Genomic DNA, 20,641 nt, shown 5'->3' on the forward strand with positions numbered 1-20,641 from the left:
ACGGGACACCCCAGTCGGGTCGGGCCGGCTGTACGATCGGCTCCAGGACCGGTCAACCCTACATTCGGGGCGCCACACTCACCAGGCGGGCGGTCACGCCGCCAGCCCAGCAGCCTCCTCGGACTCTGCGTCGAGGTCGTCTTCCGGGCGCGGGAGTCGCCAGCCGACCACCAGAAGGAGGAGTGCGGGGACGACGAGGACCAAGGCGATACCGAGGATCCCGATATGCCCGATGAGCCGTCCGTAGAGGCCGCCGGTGACGCCGTCATGCCAGGAGAGTACCGCCATGCCGGAGCCGGCGGCGACGAGGAGCACGGGGATTTTGAACCACAGGGGCCAGGGCGCGCGCCGGGTGCGGGCGGCCGCCGGCGCGGCGGCCTGCGGCGCCGCGCGCTCCCGCTTGGCCAGGAGAGCCTCGATCTGATTCTGAAAATCCGCCTGGACCGGGCTGTTCGGGTCAATGCCGCCGTGCTCCGGGACAGGCCCCGGGACAGGCTCGGCCCGCGCCTCACCGAGCCCTCCCCCGAGCGGTCCCGGGATCTCGGCCTCGGCGGCGAGCATCAGGCGCGCCTCGTGCCGGCGCATGAACAGCCACAGGGCGATGGCGCCCAGCAGAACGAAGGCCAGCAGCCCGAGGCCGACCGGCCCCATCACGTTCTCGATCGACCGGCCGCACAGGTAGGCGCCGAACCCCATGATCGAGGCCCAGGCGACGCCGCCGAGGGCGTTGAAGGCCATGAAGCGGCGAGCGTCGAGCTTGTTCACGCCGGCCAGCACCGCCGCGTAGGCCCGGAGCATTGCGGTGAAGCGGCCGAAGAACACGATCTTACCGCCGTGCCGACGGAAGAGGTACTGGCCGAGCTTGAGCCGGCCGTGGTCGAGCCCGATCAGGTGCCCCTTGCGCAGGAGCAGCGGCAGCCCCCAGCGGCGGCCGACCCAGTAGCCCGCATTGTCGCCCAGGATGGCGGCGGTCGCGGCAATCGCCACGACGATGGCAATATTGATGTTGCCGGTGCTGCCCGCGTAGGCCGCCGAGGTCAGCAGCACTGTCTCGCCGGGCAGGGGCAGCCCGGCGCTCTCCAGGGTGATGATGACGAAGATCGCCAGGTAGCCGTAATGCGCGATCAGGTCGGCGATCGGCAGATCGTGCAGGAAGGACATAGGGTCTCCTCGCGGATCAATGCCGCGCGCTGTCGCCGACAAACGTGGCCGCTCCAGGGCGGATTGAAGACCCGGTCGATTAGCTTGCGCCGGTGGGCGTGCCTGCCGCCAGCGACTGCGCCAGATGGGCTCGCATCCACGCGATGGTGCCAGTGAGCCCAGTCTGCAGGGGGACGCGCGGCTGCCAGCCGAGTTCAGACCGGATCAGCGCGGTTTCGAGGACGTTGGCCGGCACGTCGGCGGCGCGGCTCGGCCGGTGCACGCAGGGGAGATCGTCCCGGCCGAAGGCCACCTTCAGCTCGGCGATCACCTGATGGACGCTCAGGCCACGCCCGCTGCCGACATTCAGAACCTTGTGCGGGCCCTGATAGTCGACGGCTCCCAGAAAGGCGTCGCTGACATCGTCGATATGCAGGAAATCGCGCACCACCGAGCCGGTGCCCCAGACCTCCAGCGGCTGGTCGGTGAGGACGCGGTGGATGTAGCTCCCGATCAGCCCTTGGTGCTTGGTGCCAAGCTGGAACCGGCCATACGGATTGGCGATGCGCAGGATCTGGTAGTCGATCCCGTGAAGGTGCCGGTAGAGGTGCAGGGACTTCTCGATCATCAGCTTGCTGATGCCGTAGGCCGAGATCGGGTCAGTCGGCGCTTGCTCGGAGATCGGAATGGCACGGGGAATTCCATAGATCGCCCCCCCGGAGGACGAGAACACGAGCTTCTTGATCCGAGCCGCGCGGCAGATCTCCAGCAGGTGCAGGGTGGCGATCGGCGCGGCCGAGAGTTCCGCGTATGGGTCCCGGTTGGAACTCTCGGGAACCGATCCTGCAATCAGGTGGAAGACAACGTCTTGGCGATCTACCGCGTTGGCGAGGGCGAGGCGGTCGGCGAACTGGCCGATCACCCGAGCGACGCGCCGGTCCAGGACCTCGGCCTGCGGATGGCTGCGGCTGAAACAGGTGACCTCGGCCCCCGCCTCCGCAAGGCGATTGCACAGGTTCAGCCCGAGGAAGCCGCTGCCGCCCAGCACGAGGCAGCGCGCGCCTGCCAGGGCCGGTGCGGGATCGAGCGGTTGCGTGCCCTGCGGAGTCTCGCTCATGTCCGGCTCATGGCCGGTGTTCGACGCCGGACGGGGCCGACGTGTGGGCCGGTGGGGCGCCCCCCGGCAGAGGGTCCGGGTCGGCCGGATTCGCTTCGCGCAGCGCGATCATCCGCTCGACCAGGGCCAGGGCGGATTCCTGGAGCGCCCGCCGGGTCGGCTCCAGCGGCGCCTTTCCGTAGGCCCGGGCCGCCGCATAGGCGGACGCGTAGGCCGCGTCCCAGCCGGCGGCGAGCATTCGCGGACCGGCAGCCTCCAGATGGTCCCGGATGACAACCCAGGCGGCCTTTTGCGCTGCGTCCCAGGCCGCGGCCCGGACGGCGGACCCGGTCTGCCGGAGGGTGAGGTTCGCGACCTTCGCGCGCTTGCGCGCCTGCTCCAGATGATCGCACCAAGCGGCGAGATCGGCGCTATCGGTCAGCGCCGGCCGGTTGGCCAGCGCGTCGCCTTCAACGTTCAGCTTGGCGAGGCGGAACCACGCAGGCAGGTGGGTGCGGACGAGCCAGTCGGCTGCCAGGGCGACCCGCCGGCGCTCCAGCGCCTCCGATCCGCGCGTGCCGACGAGGCGCGGGACGAGCGGCAGGATCAGGTCGTCGCGCGCGTCCTGAGGCAGGCCATCGCTCCAGGTCCGGATGAAAGCGGCGAGGCTCGGCGACGCGCAGGCGGGTTGGTCTGAATGGGGCTCTCCGGCCACGTAGGCCACCGCCTCCAGGGCGCAGAGGCCGGACCCCGCATCCGCGTGCGGTCCGGCCGCGAGCGTCTCGACGCGCGCGAGCCGGTCGGGATCGACGCGGGCGGATGCGTTCGTTCGAGGGTGCTGAAGCTGTGACGCACCGGGATCCGGCCCCCGGACCGGCTGGTCGTCCGCGGACGGCGGCGGGAAGCCGGCCCGGACGCCGGTTGCGACCTCATTCTCGAGGGCTGCCACAGCGGCCAAGACCTTCGCCGGATCGACGGTATAGCTTACGTGGAAGGCGTGCACGCCCGGCTGGTGGAGGGTTTGGCCGCGCAGGAACAGAATCCGGGCGCCCCCAGCCTCGATGTAGCTGGCATAGCCCCGGAAGTTGAACGACAGCTCCTCATGGATCAGGCCCAGAATGCGGCAGCCGGGCCGGCAGAACAGGGCGTTGCTCAGGGCCGAACTTGACGAGCCCACCACCAGAGCAGCGGAGTGGAACGCCTCGACCTGTTCGAGGAACGACATCGTCTCCGGGTAGATCACCTCGAAGCCCAGGAGAGCCAGCCGCTCGGCGATCTCGGCCTCGTTCATCAGAGCGCGCTGGGCGAAGGCCTTGCGCGAGATGAACAGGCGCCGGTCGGTGCGGCCCGAGAGCACCCCGCGCTCGCGGGCTCGTTCGAGGATTTGAGCGCGCACCGCTCCGAAGACATCGGCCGGCCAGACCGTGTCGTAGAAGGGGCGGCCGGGCTTCACGTCGAAGGGGAAGAAGGCCGGCACCGGCGCCATCCCGAGGCGCCCGAACGCGACCGGCCGCGGCGGCAGCTTGATCACGGGCCTGTCGCGCGTGTCGAGCAGACGCAAAATCTCCTCATGCGAGGGGGGCATGTGGTCGTCGATACAGAGCGGGATCCCGTCCGGGCAGCGCGGATCGTTGTAGCAGAGCATCCGCGGCACGAACTCGCAGAACCAGTGCCCATAGTTCCGGCTCTGGAGGCCGAACATCATCAGCCCGGCCTCGACCCGGTGCGGATCCTCGGGCACCTCCACGAGGGTGCGCGTGTCGCCGAACGCGGCCATCATGATCTGATCGGGGTTGACCCCGTCCTGCAGCAGGATGTCGGGCCGGCGCGGATGCGCGGCGAGGTCGTAGACGAGCGTGTCGCCCGCGATGACGACGTTGCTGCGCGGGAAGGCGTGGGCTCCGTCCAAGAAGGCGAGGTACTGGGCCGGCATGTCGAGCTCGCCCGGCTCGGAGGTGAGGGCAGGGGGCGGCTCAAAGAAACGCAGTTCAGGCGATGCGATCCGGCGCCGCGGCCGTACTTCCGTGTAAGCGGCACCCCCACCCGCGGCGAGCGCCTCGGCGGTGACGATGTCGTAGGCACGCAGGGGGCCGGAGCCATAGACGTGGCGCGTCGGCTCGTGCAGCGCGATCGCGTCCGCATAGAGCCCCTCCGCAAGCAGCGCGTCGATCTGCAGCCGGCGCAGGTTCCTGACCTTAATACTCAGGGCGCAGCCGTCCTCGGTTGTGACGCCGTCGTCACCGCCGTTCAGCTCGAAAGCCAGCCGGTAGCGTTGCACGCAGGCTTCCGGTTCCTGTCCGCACTCGGCGGCCCAGCCGAGCCGCAGCAGGGTCGCGAGGCCTTCGCGGATGGCGGCGGGATCGCCACCGGCACGCAGTTCGGAGACGAGGGCGGCGGCCTCCGCGTAGCGGCCACGCCCGCAGAGATCGCGCAGCCGCGCGTTGACGGCGGCCAGAGCCCAGCGTTCCCGATCCTCGGTGGCGATCGCGCCAATCAGGTCGTAGGTGTCGGCGACGGCGTCGAGCTGGTCCTCGCCCTCAAGCCGGAACGCCAGCGCCTCGAGGTGCCGCCGCAGGCGCGTCGTGCGGGTGCCGTCGTCACCTTCGGCCAAGAGCGCGCGAAGCCGCACGAGAACGTCCGGCGCGGTGAGGCGATTGACCGTTCGGATCAGGTCGATGAAGGGCTCCGTCGGCCTCATGTCCGTCCCACGCTCTCCGCGTACGCGCTCGTCCACCGCCACCCTGGCGCGGCGCAAGTCCCGGCGGTCTACTGGAATGGAGGCATGGTGACGAGCCATCCTGGTTCCCGGGCTTTCCGTGATCGCCGGCCCGCCCGTGGATCCGAAACCTCGCCCCTGGAGAGCCCGCGGAGACTCGTGTAAGGGCAGGGCCCACGACAGCCAGGAAAGCCCAGCAGGGGATCCCGCGCATGGACGTTCGCCCGAGTGGCAGGCAGCCGCCAGTGCCGAGCCGGTCGCGGCGCACGACGCGATGACGGTCCGCCTCGTCCTGTACGGTGCGGGCGCCCTCGCGCGCGAGATCGTCGACGCCCTGGAGCGCCTGAACGCGCAGGGCACGGCGATCGACCTGCAGGCGAGCATCGTCGATCCCGGCCTCGACGCGCCGGAGATGTTTCGCGGCCGGCCGGTGGTCCGGGATGTCTGGACCTTCGCGGGCGCCGAAGATCTGCGCTTCGTCGTCGCCCTCGGCGAGCCGGAGCCCCGGGCCCGGGCGGTCGCACATCTGCGGAATGCGATCGGCGCGCGCTTCACTTCGATCATCGATCCCGGGGTGCTGATCGGTGGCAGCAGCCGGATCGGCGTGGGCGCGGTGATCCTCGGGCATTCCTCGGTGACGGCGGATGCGCGCCTGGGCGAGCACGTGCTGATCAATCCGGGCTGCACCGTAGCGCACGACGACGTGCTGGAGGATTTCGCCACGCTGAGCCCCGGCGTCCACTTGGCCGGGCATGTCCGCGTGGGGGAGGGCGCGTTCCTGGGCACGGGGGCCTGCGTGATCCCGAAGATCCGGATCGGGGCCCACGCCGTCGTCGGCGCCGGCGCCGTGGTGATCCGGAACGTGGCGCCAGGCCAGACGGTGTTCGGGAACCCCGCCCGGCCCTTGCCGGCTCGACCTAGACCCCAGACCCCTCCGGCGGCCTGAGGGGCGTGTCGGCGCCTTCCGCGGCGCTGCCTCGGCATGTATAGCGGGCCGCGTCACCGGAGCATGCCGACGAGGATGGTGGCGGCCGACAGCTAGGACGTGTCTCGACGATGATCCCCGTGCTCATTCCAAGCCTGCCGGAGACGGACGCCATCGTCCCCTACCTGCGCCGGATCGATCAATCGCACATCTACAGCAACTACGGCCCGCTCTCCCGCGAATTTACAGCCAGGCTCTGCAGCTTCGTCTCGGAGCGGGCCGGCGGCGCGCCGGTGGCCGCAACGATCACCGGCAACGGCACGAGCGCGATCGAACTCGCCCTGCGCTACCGCATCGGCGGCCGGCGCGGCGGGCTGTGCCTGATGCCCGGCTACACCTTCATCGCCACCGCGCACGCGGCGGTGAATGTCGGCCTTGAACCGTTCTTTGCCGACGTGGATCCCGAGACCCTGTCGCTGACGCCCGCCATCGCCGAGCGGGCGCTGTCGGGGGCCGGGGGCGACGTCGCCGCCGTGGTGGTGGTCAGCCCGTTCGGGGCGCCGATCGACATTCCCGCCTGGGAGGCGTTCGAGGCGGCACATGGCATTCCGGTCGTGTTCGACGCCGCTGCCGCGACGCTGAACCTGACTTATGTCGGCGCGCAGCCGGTCTGCGTGAGCCTGCACGCCACCAAGGCGCTCGGGATCGGGGAGGGCGGCGCGATCCTCACCACCGATACTGATCTGGTCGCGCAGACCACCGCCATGACCGGCTTCGGCTTCTCGGCGAGCAGCCGGGTCTCGGAGGTGCGCGGCGGCAATTTCCGGATCTCCGAATACGACGCAGCGGTCGGCTTGGCGGCCTTCGACGGCCTCGATGCGCGCATCCGGCAGTTGCGGGAGGCCTCGCTCGCCTATGTAGAGGGCTTCGAGCGGATCGGCGTACGCATGCAGCCGGGCTTCGGCACGGAATGGCTGACCATGACGGTCAACGCGCTGTTCGAGCCCGCAGCCGCCGACGCGGTGACGGCGGCGTTCGACGCGGCCGGCATCCAGTGGCGGCGCTGGTACGGGAACGGCTGTCAGGCGCATCCCGCCTTCGCGACGTGCCGGCATGACGGCCTCCCGCAGACGCCGGCCGCCTCCGCGGGCGCCATCGGAGTGCCGTTCTACCCGGCGATCACCCGGGAACAGATCGATGAAGTCTGCGCCTGCGTGGAGCGGGTCCTGGCGACGCGCTGAGGCCCGTCGAGACGACGTTGCGGATCGCGTGAGAGGAACGGTCGGTATCGATGCGGGACGACTTTCGGCGGATCCTGACGCAGGCCAATCGGGCGAACGGCGGCGCCACCCTCGACACGATCGAGGGCACCCTCGCGGCCCTGACGGAGGATCGCGCCGAGACCGCGGCGCAGCACCTCGCGACCCTTGCCTTCCGGTACCAGGGCGAGGGCAGCTTCGATCTGGCCGCCCGCGCCTACGGGCTGGCGGCTCAGATCTCGCGTGCACGGGCCGCGCAGTATGAGCTGGCCGCCATCCGGACAAGCATCGTCGATCGCTGCCGGCGGCAGGCCTTCGACGGGGTGGAGGATCTCCTAGAATCGCTGCGTCGCGCTAAGGCGGCCGCCGGGGACCGCGGGCAGGACGACCCGTCGCTGATCCACATCGCCTGGGATTACGAACTCGCCGGCGATGCCGAGGGCGCGGTGCGCAGCTACCTGCTGGCGCGGATCGCGCGGGACACCCTGGGCGGCCAGGCCATTACGATCGACGGCGACGCAATCGAGCGCAAGATCCGAAACCTGCGCAGCCTGCAGATGACTACGCTCGCCGAAGCGGGCTGTCACGAGGAGGCGCAGGCGCTGCACGAACGGACGCGCACGATCCTCGGGCTCGGGCCGGTGCGGATCTACGACATCGTCTCCGCACGCCAGGCTGCCGCGCAAGGGGAGGGCGACTACCGCGAACTGGTCAGCCCCCGCCGGATCGCCGAGCCCGAGATCCGCTTCCTCGAAGGTCCCGTGGCGCTGACCTCCGTGTGCGGCACCCTGGACGCCCCGCCGCAATACGTCGCCCGGTTCAAGGACTGCCTGACCTTCCCGCGCAGCAACATCGTGCTCCAGGGCAGCCGCCTGATCTACGACCTCGCCGCGCATCCCGACAGCGGCATCGCCGACATCAAGGACGGGAAGAACGCCGATCAGATCATGACGGCCGTCTACGGGGGCGGGCGCGCCCTGGTGGAGGAGCCGGCCGAGATGCGGATCCTGGACTCCGGCCTTATGATGTTCGGGCTCCAGAGCAGGAACTACGGCCACTGGCTGCTCGAATTCGTGCCGCGGATGCTGTGGTTCAACGATCCCGCCTGCCCCGCGGGTTGTCCGATCTGCATCGACGACCACATGCCGGAAACGCATCGGCAGATCGTGGAACTGCTCGACAGGCGGGGACGTCCGATCCTACCCCTTCCGGCGCAGGCGGTCCGCTTCAAAGAGCTCGGGGTTGCCCCGGTCCCGACCTTCTTCCCGTTCGACGTTCGACCGGGCGTGCCGGTCTACGACTCGGTGTGGCCGAAGGACATCCTCGGCGCCATGCGGCGCGCCGTGTTCGAGAGGCTCGCAGTGCGGGGGGTGGACCTGCGGCCCACGGGACGGCGGATCGTCCTGTCACGGAAGGGGTTCACGCAGCGCCAGCTCGTTAACGAGGCCGAGATCATCAACGCCCTGGCGCGCTACGGCTTCGAGGTCGTGTACCCGGAAAAACTGTCCTTCGTCGAGCAGATCGCCCTTTACCATTCGGCCGACGTGATCGTGGGCTCCGCGAGTTCGGCCATGACGAACACCATCTTCTGCAACGACAAGGCCCGGGTCGTCGCGCTGATCCACGAGAACCTGTCGTTCAATTTCCGCGGCTACACCAGCATGATCGGGTCGAGCGGCGCCCAGGTCCTTTACATACGGGGCACGACGGTGCCGGGCGAGAAGACCCATCCGTTCCACGCCAATTACACGGTCACGCCCCAGCAGGTGTTGCGCGGCCTCGAGCGCGTCGGGCTCAGCCCGTAGCGGTCGAAGACGGGGCGGACATGCGGCCGACGGCGACCTTCCTCGACCTCGTCCGGTCGATCGACAGCGGCAACGCTCCGACCCGGATCGAGCAACTGGCCGCTCTGCTCACCGCGGAGCCTCCGTCGGGGTCCCGCGCGTCAGCGACCCTGCGGCACCTCGAAGCCCTCGGCTTCCGGCTTGAGGGCGGCGCCCGGTTCGGAGATGCGGCGCGCGCCTACGAGCTTGCCGCCGCGATCGACCCGCACGATCCTTCGCGCTGGCGCCGTATCGCTATCGTGGCGCGCCTGCGCGACTTCATCGGCTGTGAACGCTGGGACGACGCGACCGCGTTCGTCGTGGAACTCCGGGGGCGGGATGAAGCGGCGGCCGCGCTGCAGGAGGTGGCCCGGACATTGTTGCCGCTCGGCTGGGAGCACGAGTGCCGCGGCCGGGCGGAGCCCGCCGTTCAGTGCTACCGCCTCGCCTACGAACTCAACGGCGGCGATGCCGGCCTCGCGACCGTGGACAGGGACAGTCTCAGCCAAAAGATCCGGAACCTGCGCATCCTGCAGATGAACGCCCTGGCGGAGGTTGGCCGTCATGAGGAGGCGGCGGCACTTCACGCGAGCACCCGTTCGATTGTCGGCCTCGGCCCGATCGGCATCTACACCATCGTTTCGGCCCGGCAGGAAGCCGCGGAGGGGCACGGACGCTATCACGAAATGCGGCCCGGCCGCAGGATCGCCGACCCGGTCGTGACGTTCCTGGACGGCCCGATCCCCCTGACCTCCCAGCCGGGGACCCTCGACGCACCGCCGCAATACGTGGCGTTCTTCCGGGACTGCCTGACTTTTCCCCGCAGTAACGTCGTGCTCCGCGGGGAGCGCCTGATCTACGATCTCGCGGCCCATCCGCTGAGCGGGGTCGCCGACATCAAGGACGGGGTCAATCCGGGTCAGATCATGACGGCCGTCTGGGGGCCCGGACGCGCTCTGGTCGAGGCACCCGCCGCGATCGACGAGATCGACGCCGGCCTGATGCTGTTCGGGCTTCAGAGCCGACAATACGGGCACTGGCTGCTCGAATTCGTCCCCCGGATGCTGTGTTTCAACGATCCCGCCTGTCCCTCGGGATTGCCGCTCTGCGTCGATGACGGGATGCCTGAGTCGCACCATCAGATCATCGCGTTGATGGACACCCGCGACCGGCCCGTCGTGACGCTGCCTCCGGTCGCGACACGCTTTCGCGAACTCGCGCTCGCGCCCGTGCCGGCCTTCTTCCCGTTCGATACCCGGCCCGGGCTTCCGATCTACGACGCGATCTGGCCGCAAGACATCCTCGCTGCCGTGCGCGACAGGATCCTCGAACGGCTCGCCGCGAATGGGGTCGATCTCCGACGGACTGGGCGGCGCATCATCCTGTCTCGGCGGGCGTTCACGCAGCGCCAGCTCGTCAACGAGGCCGAGATTGTCGAGACGTTGCGGCCCCACGGGTTCGAGGTTGTCCAGCCCGAGCAGCTCACCTTCGCCGAGCAGGTGCAGATGTACCACGCCGCCGACATCATCGTCGGATCGGCGAGTTCCGCCCTGATCAACTGCATCTTCTGCCGGCCGGGCGCCCGGGTCGTGGCGCTCGTCCACGAGAGCCCGGAATTCTACTTCCGCGGCTTCACCAGCTTCGTCGAGTCCAGCGGGGCGCGTCTCCTGTTCGTCCGCGGAACCACCCTGCAGGCGGAGGGCGTCCACCCGATGCACGCGAACTACGTGGTCCCGCCGGCGACGATGCGGCGGGCTCTGGAGAGGGTCACGGTCGCTCCTTGAGGTGCATCCGCTGACGGCGCCTCAGCCGGACGCCGGACTTCCCGCTCCCGCATACACCTTGTGAATCGGCAGACCGCAGAAATCGTCCTCCACGCCGAGCGTCCGCATCGGTTCGGACGGGGTGGCGATCAGCCCCTGCATCAGCAGGCGCAGGAATTCCTGTGGCCCTCCGGATGGGATGTCGGCTTGGAGAAGGCTCGGTCCGTAGAGATCGAGCGTGTCGATGATGTACTGCTCGGCGCCGGCGTGTAGCTCGGCGAGGATACCGTGCTCGGCCGGGGTCCGCGGATCGGCCTTGAACAGGGGCCCGATCCGTTCGCCCGCAATCTCGTAGCCGACGACCTGCCCGTGGGGAGCGGTCAGGAATGCCTCGACCGCGAGGCCGTAGGCCAGGACGGGGAGCGATGACGTCTCGGGATTCTCGGCGCCCGCGCGGAAGCAGCTGAAGGCGGCGCCGCCGTCCCTCTCCACCATCTGCGCCGCGTCGAAGGTCGTCATGTAGAGGCCGATCAGCGGCTGGCCGAGGGCCAGCTGCATCATCTTCTGGATCGTGGCCGAGTATCCGACATCGACCACGGCCTGGAGGCCGCCGGCGTCGAGGCCCTCCTGCCGGGCATATGCGCGGAACCGCGCGTTCAGGTCCGCCCCATGGGCCATGATCTCCGGCTCGAGGTCGGTCATGACGCGCTCGACGACCGGGGCATCGGCCGGAAGCCGCACGTCGCGGCTGTCCAGTCCGAGATGTGCCGGGGCGGTGAAGCTCGCCCGGTTCCAGAGCAGAGACTGGATACTCCCCACGTAGCGGCCGGCTCCGGTCACCAGATCCGGACGGAAACCCGTGCCGAGGGCCGCACCGATCGCCACCTGCCGGGAAACGTGGAAGTACCGACCCTCGGGCAGATGGCGCAGGCCGTAGCGCTCCCGGATCAGCCGGTAGACCTTGACCAGGAAGTCGCCCTCCCGCGCGAGAAAGTAAAGCCGCTCCACCCGGCCCAGGGCCTCGTGCCGGATCAGCCAGGACATGAACAGCAGCATGAGCGGCCCGAACACGACGTAGCCGACGTCGCGGGCCGAGCCGAGCGACAGGTAGGGCGGGCCGGGCCGGTCGAGGAACGGGTTCCTGCACAGCGTCAACATGGCGTGGCCGATGACCAGATCGGACGACCACGTCCGCGCGAGATCGCCTTCGTCCCGCACGAACCCGCTCTGCGCGAGGATCTTGGCCGGGTGGGCGACGTGCAGGTAGGGGATCCGCCGGTCGCAGGCCGCCTGAATGTCGGAATGCTCGTTGTCGCCGACATGCAGCCAGCGGGCGCGCGGCACGGCTTCCGCTTCCTCGACGTGGCGCCACAGGTCGCCCCGGTCCTTGCGGGCGGCGACCGCGTTCGACACGTAGAGCGCCGCGAACAGGTCGGCGATGCCGATCGCCTGGAGGATGCCGCGGATGTCGGCCTCCTCGTAGTAGGTGTCGGTCATCAGGACGATGCGCTTGCCGCGTTGGTGCGCCGCGCGCAGGACGGCGATGACCTCCGGGCGCGGGCGCAGGGCTCCGAGGTCGATCCGCTTCTCCAGGACCTGCGCCCGCGCGACGACGTCGCCGGGGATCGTTCCTGAGGCGGCAAGTTCCGCGTAAATCTCCGACAGGTTGACGTCGCCCTGATGGTGCTTGCGGGCGCGGACCCGGTTCTCCGCGGCCCGGCGCTCCGCGAAGAGTGGGATGGGGCGACCTTCCTCCGTCGCGATGCGGTGCTCGACGAGCTTGAGCACGGCGTCCGGGCGCCGGGCCGGGCGGCTCACGAGGGTGTCGAACAGGTCGAACGAGACGAGGTCGACATCGCTGAGCGCCAGCAGTGCGTGATCCTGGGAGCGGGCGCTGTACTGATGCCAGTTGCGGGCGCTGCTGTCGTAGCGGGCGAGCCCTCGGTCGTAATCGAAGCAGACGGCGCGGTAGCCCTGGGCCCGGCACACCAGGGGGATCACCCGCTCGATCGCGTGCGCGAGCGTCCCGTCGGTCTGACCGTGCTCCTCGGGAAAGTCGGCAAGGGTCAACCCCGCTGTCAGCAACGGGCGCAGGGCGTCCACTCGCGCCCAGAACATGCCACCGACGGGGTAGTCGATGTATTCGTCAAACCCGTCGTAGGGTAGGCAGAGGCGAGCGAGCAAACTCTGGCCGGCGCCGATGTTAGAGAGCCAAGTGTGCCCCCAGTGGGCGACATGCGCGCTGGTTTCCGGGAAGAACAGGCCGATCTGGCGGTCCTCCTCCAACAGCACTAGGGCGATAGTGGCACAAGCGGCGTTCGCGAACAGCGCCCGATAGATCTCGTCGCGCCAGCGCACCTGCTCGGCGCCGCTGAACAGCGACTTCTTAGTGTGGACGTGGAGCACGTAATCGTAGCGCAGGATGTCCTGCCCGAACACGGCGACAAGCGGTCCGAAGTTGCGGCCGCGGTTCTCTACCAGCCTGACCCGGCAGCGATTGACCAACCCAGCAACGGCCGCAGCCGCCTCGATCGCGCGCTTCTTCTCAGGCTGATCAGTCGATACCAGCAGGTCGAAATGTGGGATCGCCCGCACGAGACGTGGAAGGAGCTCCTCGAATACGTCGATGTAAAAGGCGTGGATGACGACGACAATTCGTGCGGTCGTGCTCCCACATAGCACCATGGGCCGAGTCTCGATCACGCGTGCGCCGGTGTCTTGGGCGTATGCTAGGCGGATTGGCCGCCCCTCCGCGCGACCGCTCTTCAGATAATGCAGCAGCGGGTTCGAGCCCGCTCTGGCCACGTCGGCATTGTTGCCGAGATACCACTTCCCATCAAATAGCGGGCCGGGATCCATCCCGAGGACTGCTCCCTCGCGGAGGTAATGTCGTGCGGCCTGGTTCGGTGACAGGTCGGGGACGTGATTCGTCCGGTACCATTCCGCGTCGAACAGCCCGGAGCCCTCGATCCGCGCCAGCGCCACTGGGTCGGCGAAGGGGGAGATCGGCCGCCCTTCTGGGCGCCCATCGTTCAGGTAGTGTAGCAGAGGGTTCTGGCCCGCAGCGGCAACGTCGGGGTTGTTGTCGAGGTACCACGGCCCGTCGAACTGCGGGCTGGGGCTGAGTCCAAGCGCGGCCCCCTCTTGCAGGTAGTGCCGCGCGGCCCAGTTCAACGTCACGTTGGGCGCCTGGGTTGCCCGGTACCATTCCGCGTCGAACAGATCCGAGGCTGCGATCCGCGCCACCAACTCTGGGTCGGCGACTGAGCAGATCAGCCGTCCTTCCGCGCGTCCGCTGTTCAGGTAGTGCAGCAGCGGGTTCAAACCCGCCGCGGCAACGTCGGGGTAGTTCGCCAGGTACCACGGCCCGTCAAACGATGGGCTGGGGCTCAGCCCGCGCGCTGCGCCCTGCTGAAGGTAATGCCGTGCGGCCTGGGCCGGCGTCACACTGGGCGCCTGAGTCGCTTGGTACCACTCCGCGTCGAACAGATCCGAGGCTGCGAGCTGCGCCACTGCCTTCGAGTCGACGTAAGGACAAGTCTGCCGCCCCTCGGCGCGTCCGCTATCGAGGTAGTGCAGCAGCGGGTTCTGGCCCGCAGCGGCTACGTCGGGGTTGTTGTCGAGGTACCACGGCCCGTCAAACAGCGGGCTGGGGCTCAGTCCAAGCGCGGCGCCCAGCTGCAGGTAGTGCCGTGCGGCTTGGTCCGGCACTACGTCGGGCGCCTGAGTTGCTCGATACCACTCCGCATCGAATAGCTCGGACCCTGAGAGCCTCCGCGCGACCACGAGATCGCGGTCAGCACCAAAAATGTTGCGCAGCTTCCGGTGGAGCGCGGTGTGGCGGACCATATGGGGGCTTTAAGATTGGAACATTCTTGCGTTGAGGAGGGATGCCGTCCCAGGCGCCAGACAGCGCGGTGTGACGGGTCGTACAGCAAGGGCGGGGCGGTTCGCAAATTCCGAGCGAAACAATTGCACCTCTGAAGGATGCCTCTAAGCTCGACTTTGGCCATTCATGCGGCGTGGCAGAGCGCATAGGCCCAGGGCGCTGACAAACGGAAGCGGGGTTTTGTTCGGGCGCGTCGGCGCGGTGATGTTGCCAAAGTCCGCTCGCGCAAGATCGCACAGCGCACGGCGGCCAGTGCATCGGCGAAGGTCGGGCGCGGTTTGGGGTACCACGCGGCGGCCGCGACGCGTCGCCGTTGGCGAGCCGAGAGGCGTGCGGCCAGCAGCGTGACGATCGAGAACAGAGCGAGCAGGAAGGGCGTGGTGCGGGCGATCGCCGTGTCGGACCACTGCCGCTGCGTCTCGACCCCAAGATGGGCGCGCGCTTCCTGGAAGGTGACCTCGATGGTCCAGCGTTGCACGAACCACCCTAGGATCGTAATTACCCACGCCCTTGCGCGGGACGGATTTCGCTGATTCTCTCGTGAGATGGGCCGCAGCGAACTGGAACGGCTGAGCCGCGAAGAGCTGATCGAGCTGGTGCTGCGGCTGCAGCGGCCAGAGAAGACGTCGCGCACCTCGTCCAAGCCGCCCGCGACCGATCGCAAGGAGCAGCGGGAGCACTCCAAGCCCGGCGGCGCCAAGCCCGGTCACGAGGGTCACAGCCGCGTCGTGAGCGACGATCCCGATACGCTCGTCGAGCATCGTCCCGAGGCGTGCGCGTGCTGCGGCGCCAGCCTGCACGCCGCTCTTCCGGCAGAGGTCGTCAGCGTCGCCGAGCAGATCGAGCTGCCCGCGGTGGCGCCGATCGTGACGCAGCACCGCCGGCTCGCGGTCCGTTGCCCGCGCTGTGGGGAGCGGGTGGTCGCACCGGTGCCGGAGGCGGCGCGCGGCACGCCCTTCGGTCCGCGGCTGCATGCGGTGGCGACGTACCTGAAGACCTTCCAGGCGCTCTCGTACGAACGGTTGCAGGCGGTGCTCTCCGACCTGTTCGGCCTCACGCTCAGCCAGGGCGGGCTGATGAACCTGCTCCGCCGCGCGCAGGGCTGCTTCCGTCCGGGTCGCGACGCGGCCATCACGACCCTGCGCCGGGCTGAGGTCGTCGCCTGCGACGAGACCGGCGTGCGCATCGAAGGCTCGAACGCCTATCACTGGCTGTTCCACTCGGGCGACGCGGTGGTGCACACGCCGTCTCCGACGCGCGGTGCTGTCGTGGTGCGCGAGATGATGGACGGACACCGACCGGCGGTATGGATCTCCGACCGCTACACCGCCCAACAGGGCCATGCGGATAAGCACCAGACCTGCTTGGCGCATCTGGCCCGCGATGTTGCCTACGCCGTCGAGGTCAGCGACGATCCCGTCCCCTGGCGCCTGCAACTCTGGCTACAGAGCGTGTTCGCCCTGGCCGAGCGCGTCACAGACTTGGCTGCCTCGACGCTCTCGGCCAAGCGCCGGAGCCTGGATCGGCAACTCGGCGCTATCCTGGCCACGCCGAGCCGCTGTGATCTGACCCGCGACCTGCAGGCCAAAATCAGCCGTGCGCGCGATCAGCTCTTGGTCTTCCTCGCCTATCCCGGAAAGGTCGAGCCGACGAATAACGGCTCCGAGCGGCTGCTGCGTCCCGCTGTCGTGCAGCGGAAGGTGACCAACGGCTATCGCGCCATGTGGGCGGCCGAGGGCGAAGCCGCCATTCGCACCGTCGTCGACACCGCCCGCATCACAGGCAGCAGCCCCTTCAGCACCATCCTCAAAACCACCGGCGCTTGAACCCTGCCATCATAGGCCTGGGTAATTACCTAGGATCTGCGCGGGCTCGCGCAGCGGTTCGGTGCAGAGCAGGGCCTGCGGTGCAAAGCGGCTCTCGGGATCGCGCACCAGCACCCATCGGATCGGCACGACCGGCAGACCGCCGTGCCGCCACACGGCGGTCCCGGAGGCGATCTCAAGGGTGCGCTCGCCCGCCCCGTACCAGCCGGGCACCACGACCGCGTGCCAGCGCGTGTCCTTGGCCGCGAGGATCGCGGCGAGCGTCGGCAGCCGCGCGCCTTTGGTCCGCGGGCGTCCGATCGTGCCCGGCGCCCGTGGCGGAGCCGGCTTGTAGAGAGCAGCATCCAGCCGAAGGCGGGTAATCGCCGTGATGCGGGCGCGGCGCATCGCGTCGAAGAACAGCAAGGCCGAGAAGCTGCTGTCGCCCACCACCACGAGGTCGCGCCTCGGCAGCCAGCGCCGCGCCTGGAGGGCGAGTTGACGCCCGACGTCCAGCAACGGCTTGTGCCGACGGCCGCGTTCGCGACAGGCGCGCTCGGGCGGCACCAGCGCGGTCAGAAACCGCAGCGCCCAGACGCGCCCCGCCCAGGGGATCGGGGCGAGCACCATCAGGCTCATCTAGCGCAGCCCGATCGCCTTGACGAAGTGGATGTCGGAGGTGCGAGCTGGATCACGGTAGATGACCTTGGCAGCGATCCGCTTGCCGCGGTGGCGCTCGATCGTGTCGTCCAGTCCCAGGACCACGGGGCCGCGTTCCGCGAACGTGTCGACGAGGAGACAGAGCAGAATGCGGCTGCCGATGCGGGGGCTCCACGCAGCCTATAGCCATCTCGGGCTTACGAGAGCCTGGGCAACCTCACCCCTGCCGACCTCTACTTCGGCCGCGGCAAAACGATCTTGCGTAAACGGGCGCAGATCGAATGCCAAACCCTCATGGATCGCCGCTTGCGCCATTACGCACAGCCTGCCTAACCTCTCAACCCAATCGGGCCAGAGTTTCCGTTCCTGTGCGCCTCAAGTCGTCTCAAATCATCTGACGATTGACAGCTGCGCTCAGACCGGGCGTGGTCCGAGCCGAACGGCTACCGACGGTCTGCCTCCCCTGCTCTTACTGATCAAAGGTCTTTCATGCGGATTACTGGCCTAGTTGCGGCATCGATTGTTCTCTCCATCGCTAGTGCGGAGGCGCTCGATGTTGACAGCGTGCCGCGCCCATCAGGGCCCAGCATTCTACAAGGTCCTTTCCCTACGTTCGGCGGCATCGCAACGCGCATTGTGGTCGGCAACAACCCGGATGGACAGAAGGGCTTTAATGATCGCAAAACCAAGAACCCGATTTCGTTACTCGTCGACGTTGGGGGTTACGGCGCGCCGTCGTTCTCCGGCTTGAGCGTTCCGGAGGCAATCACGGGCGCGATGAACGTCCCAGCAACTGCCAACTCGCAGAACCATGCCAGCGGTGTGGCTGGGTACGCGCGTTCTGCCTCTTCAGGAGTAGGAGCAGTTGGGCTGTACGGACAGGGGGACGCGATTGGAGCTGCCGGAATGAACACGCCGGCCTGGGGTGTCAACACGCGCACCCAGGATAATGGAATTAAAACGAATGGGCTGTGGGGCGCTGAAATCGACATCAACGTCACAGCAGCCGGGAGCTTCGCCCGTGGTGTTGACATCGTGGGTGGGTCAACGCAGCAGCCTGACTTGGCCAGCCCCGGTCTCATCGTCCAAACGCCGGGCATCTTTCACAAGGGAACAGCACGCGCAGTTCGATGGGGTCGCGGGGTGTTGGTGGATGACGAAAGTGCCTTTGCGGCGATTGAGGTTGGAAGCGCCCTAGCAAACGCCAAGTCCGGCTCGATGCCGATCACATTCATGTACCGGGATGCTGCCAACGCACGGATCGAAGCATTTAGACTTTATAGCAGCAACAACAACGGCACCATCGAGATCACGGCGCCCAACTCGCTTCTAAAATTGCGGGGCGATGTCGATGGCAGGAAGCTGGATACTGTCACGATTTATGGCGGCAACACCGGCATAGGAGCAGGTGCGCCCACGCCTCCCGTCTACCCCTTAGATGTATTCGGGAGCGCGCGCTTCACGGGCAACGTAGGCTTCGGCGGGGCGAGACCTGTTGGGAAACAGCAGCTGGCTGCTAGTCTCCCAATAGACGGGAGCGCCAGCAATGCTGAACTTGCCGCGGCCTATAACAGCCTGCGCAAGGCGTTGATTAATCTTGGTTTGGCCCAATAAGCTGCTTGGTTATGAAGCCTCGTAGATGATGGAGTGGATCTGCCGCCAGCGAAGCGAGGCGGCTGTCCCTCAGAGCAATAGCGCGAAAGCGAGGTCCGCGAAGTCGGCTCCTGAGATATTCGGCCTCGCCATGTGATACTTTGCAGCCGTCCAGCTGGGGACTTGAGTGCCCCCCGGATTTTGGTCCGGCCGAAAGGTGAGCTTCCGGACCTCTGAAGTTGACCCGGTTTGTGGTCCACGACCTATGCAAGCTCTCGGGCTGTGACAGCTTGGTTGGCGAAGGCTCGGGGCGTCAAGCCGCCCAGGGCCGTATGGGGTCGATCTTCGTTGTAGTGGCACCTCCAGTCCTCGATGCGTTCACGGGCATCGGCCAGCGACAGGAACCACGAAGCATTCAGACATTCCGCCCTTAGGCGGCCGTTGAACGACTCGATGTAGGCGTTATCCGGCATGTACCCTCGCGGTGCCTTCTCGTCCTGCTATTCCCCTCTAACACTACCTGGGCACTTTGATGCGCCTTGGTGAGTTGTTTCCTGGCGATGGTTCAGGAGGCAGCGATGGCTGAGGATCGCGACCAGACAGATGGGCTTGCTGCGTGGCTGACGCCGTTTCTCGCTGTGATCGGCCGCAAGACTCGGCGGACTTGGGCGCCGCTGTACCTGCGCGGCCTGCTTGGCCCCGGTGAGCGCAAGAGCTTGCAGCCAATGGCCGGACGCCTCGGGCTGTCGGGCCACGATCAACTCCAGCACTTCATCGCCAGTCCAGCTTGGGACGACGGCCCACTCTGGACGGCGTTGGCCCGTGAAGCCGATCGGCTGGTCGGTGGACCGGACGCGTACCTGGTCATCGACGACACAGCCCTGCCGAAGAAGGGCACACTCTCAGTCGGCGTAGCGCGCCAGTACTGCGGCGCGCTGGGCAAAAAGGCGAACTGCCAAGCGCTGGTTTCCCTCACCCTGGCGCACGATGAGGTGCCCGTGCCGGTCGCCTTGCGCCTGTTCCTGCCCGATGAGTGGACGAGCGTCCCGGAGCGGTGTGCGCAAGCTGGCGTGCCGGAGGCGGCGGTCGCGCCGCGGAGCAAAATTGAGATCGCGCTCTCCGAACTCGAACGCCTGCGGGCTGAGAGCCTGCGCTTCGGTGTGGTGCTCGCCGACGCGGGCTATGGCAGCAGCGCCGCGTTCCGGCACGGCCTCGACGCGCGTGGTCTGAGCTGGGCAGTCGGCATCGCCAAGACCCAGAAGGTCTACCCCGCCGACGTGCAGCTCGTGTCGCCAACGGGCCGGGCGCGCAAGCCCGTGCCGGACCAGGAGCCGCAGGACGCCGAGGCGGTTCTGGCAGATCTCGCCTGGCGGCGCGTGACCTGGCGCCAGGGCACGAGAGGCAAGCTCACGGCTCGGTTCGCCATGATCCGGGTGCGGGTGGGCGATGGCCCGGTCTGGGGCAACAACCGCCATCTGCCGGGCGCGGAGGTCTGGCTCGTGGGGGAGTGGCGCACGTCAGGCGAGCGCAAGTACTACCTGTCCAACCTGTCGCCCCGGACGACCCGGCGGGCGCTGGCCGGCACGATCAAGGCACGCTGGGTGTGTGAGCAGGCCCACCAGCAGATGAAGGAGGAACTCGGCCTCGACCACTTCGAGGGCCGCTCCTGGACGGGGCTGCATCGGCACACGCTGATGACGTGCATCGCCTACGCCTACCTGCAGCACCTGCGTCTGTCCGAGCATCGTCGGACGGAGCGGGGAAAAAATGACAGCCCGCTTGCCGGGTCCGCCGCCGTCACCCAGCCTGCCCGCCGTGCGGAAGGCCATTCTCGGACAGCTGTTTGCCGCTCTGATCCCGCCCGTCCGATGTCCACACTGTCAGAGCCGCTTCAGGCTACCATCTGACCTCAAAGTGCCCAGGTAGTGCTAAACGGTATTATGGTGCGCCCATCTGGGACGCGGGGCACCGG

General features: G+C 68.1%; 13 protein-coding genes and 3 pseudogenes. 8 read left to right on the forward strand and 8 right to left on the reverse strand.

Annotated elements, in window-relative coordinates:
* Positions 1–525: 525 nt before the first annotated feature.
* The 3 genes and pseudogenes from J3A75_RS36460 to J3A75_RS09910 all read right to left on the reverse strand — a co-directional run.
* Positions 526–1,161, reverse strand: a pseudogene (locus J3A75_RS36460) (DedA family protein); the annotation flags it as partial.
* 79 nt (positions 1,162–1,240) lie between these two features.
* The gene (locus tag J3A75_RS09900) at positions 1,241–2,257 is read right to left on the reverse strand and encodes an NAD-dependent epimerase/dehydratase family protein (RefSeq protein ID WP_209650109.1); all 1,017 of its coding nucleotides are present in this window, start codon (positions 2,255–2,257) and stop codon (positions 1,241–1,243) included.
* Positions 2,258–2,264: 7 nt separating this feature from the next.
* Positions 2,265–4,934, reverse strand: coding sequence for a DUF563 domain-containing protein (locus J3A75_RS09910; RefSeq protein ID WP_245372131.1), 2,670 nt, complete (start codon positions 4,932–4,934; stop codon positions 2,265–2,267).
* Positions 4,935–5,226: 292 nt separating this feature from the next.
* On the opposite strand from J3A75_RS09910, the gene J3A75_RS09915 reads away from it, so the two are divergent.
* From J3A75_RS09915 to J3A75_RS09930, 4 genes are all read left to right on the forward strand, one after another.
* Positions 5,227–5,898, forward strand: coding sequence for an acetyltransferase (locus J3A75_RS09915; RefSeq protein ID WP_209650110.1), 672 nt, complete (start codon positions 5,227–5,229; stop codon positions 5,896–5,898).
* 110 nt (positions 5,899–6,008) lie between these two features.
* Entirely contained in the window at positions 6,009–7,118 is a 1,110-nt protein-coding gene (locus tag J3A75_RS09920) for a DegT/DnrJ/EryC1/StrS family aminotransferase (protein WP_209650111.1), read from the forward strand.
* A gap of 50 nt (positions 7,119–7,168) precedes the next feature.
* Positions 7,169–8,941 (forward strand): DUF563 domain-containing protein, encoded by a 1,773-nt coding sequence (locus tag J3A75_RS09925; protein ID WP_209650112.1) that lies wholly within the window; start codon positions 7,169–7,171, stop codon positions 8,939–8,941.
* Positions 8,942–8,961: 20 nt separating this feature from the next.
* Complete coding sequence (locus J3A75_RS09930; RefSeq protein ID WP_209650113.1) at positions 8,962–10,743, forward strand: glycosyltransferase family 61 protein; 1,782 nt, start codon at positions 8,962–8,964, stop codon at positions 10,741–10,743.
* A gap of 21 nt (positions 10,744–10,764) precedes the next feature.
* Here J3A75_RS09930 and J3A75_RS09935 read toward each other — a convergent pair whose 3' ends face one another.
* Positions 10,765–14,571 carry a rhamnan synthesis F family protein gene (locus J3A75_RS09935; protein ID WP_209650114.1) on the reverse strand — a complete coding sequence of 1,269 codons (3,807 nt, stop codon included), beginning with the start codon at positions 14,569–14,571 and terminating at the stop codon, positions 10,765–10,767.
* 164 nt (positions 14,572–14,735) lie between these two features.
* A complete protein-coding gene (locus tag J3A75_RS09940; protein WP_245364341.1) occupies positions 14,736–15,089 on the reverse strand; it encodes a hypothetical protein in 354 nt (117 codons plus the stop codon).
* Positions 15,090–15,156: 67 nt separating this feature from the next.
* Here J3A75_RS09940 and tnpC point away from each other — a divergent pair, with 67 nt between their 5' ends.
* Positions 15,157–16,437: an IS66 family transposase gene (gene tnpC, locus J3A75_RS09945; protein ID WP_209649719.1), complete on the forward strand. Its 1,281-nt coding sequence runs from the start codon at positions 15,157–15,159 to the stop codon at positions 16,435–16,437.
* Between the two features lie 9 nt (positions 16,438–16,446).
* On the opposite strand, the gene J3A75_RS09950 is transcribed toward tnpC, so the two are convergent.
* Positions 16,447–17,046: a transposase gene (locus J3A75_RS09950; protein WP_245372132.1), complete on the reverse strand. Its 600-nt coding sequence runs from the start codon at positions 17,044–17,046 to the stop codon at positions 16,447–16,449.
* Between the two features lie 9 nt (positions 17,047–17,055).
* Positions 17,056–17,181 carry a hypothetical protein gene (locus J3A75_RS37010; RefSeq protein WP_281068101.1) on the reverse strand — a complete coding sequence of 42 codons (126 nt, stop codon included), beginning with the start codon at positions 17,179–17,181 and terminating at the stop codon, positions 17,056–17,058.
* Positions 17,182–17,265: 84 nt separating this feature from the next.
* Between J3A75_RS37010 and J3A75_RS09955 the strand changes: the two are divergent.
* Both J3A75_RS09955 and J3A75_RS09960 read left to right on the forward strand, forming a co-directional pair.
* Positions 17,266–17,409: pseudogene (locus tag J3A75_RS09955) on the forward strand (IS3 family transposase); the annotation flags it as partial.
* A 156-nt stretch (positions 17,410–17,565) separates the two neighbouring features.
* Entirely contained in the window at positions 17,566–18,690 is a 1,125-nt protein-coding gene (locus tag J3A75_RS09960; protein WP_209650115.1) for a hypothetical protein, read from the forward strand.
* 242 nt (positions 18,691–18,932) lie between these two features.
* On the opposite strand, the pseudogene J3A75_RS09965 reads toward J3A75_RS09960, so the two are convergent.
* A pseudogene (locus tag J3A75_RS09965) lies at positions 18,933–19,148 on the reverse strand (integrase core domain-containing protein); the annotation flags it as partial.
* Positions 19,149–19,247: 99 nt separating this feature from the next.
* Here J3A75_RS09965 and J3A75_RS09970 point away from each other — a divergent pair.
* Positions 19,248–20,576: an IS701 family transposase gene (locus J3A75_RS09970; protein ID WP_209650116.1), complete on the forward strand. Its 1,329-nt coding sequence runs from the start codon at positions 19,248–19,250 to the stop codon at positions 20,574–20,576.
* Positions 20,577–20,641 lie beyond the last annotated feature (65 nt).

Source organism: Methylobacterium sp. PvP105, assembly GCF_017876975.1.
Classification (GTDB): Bacteria; Pseudomonadota; Alphaproteobacteria; order Rhizobiales; family Beijerinckiaceae; genus Methylobacterium; species Methylobacterium radiotolerans.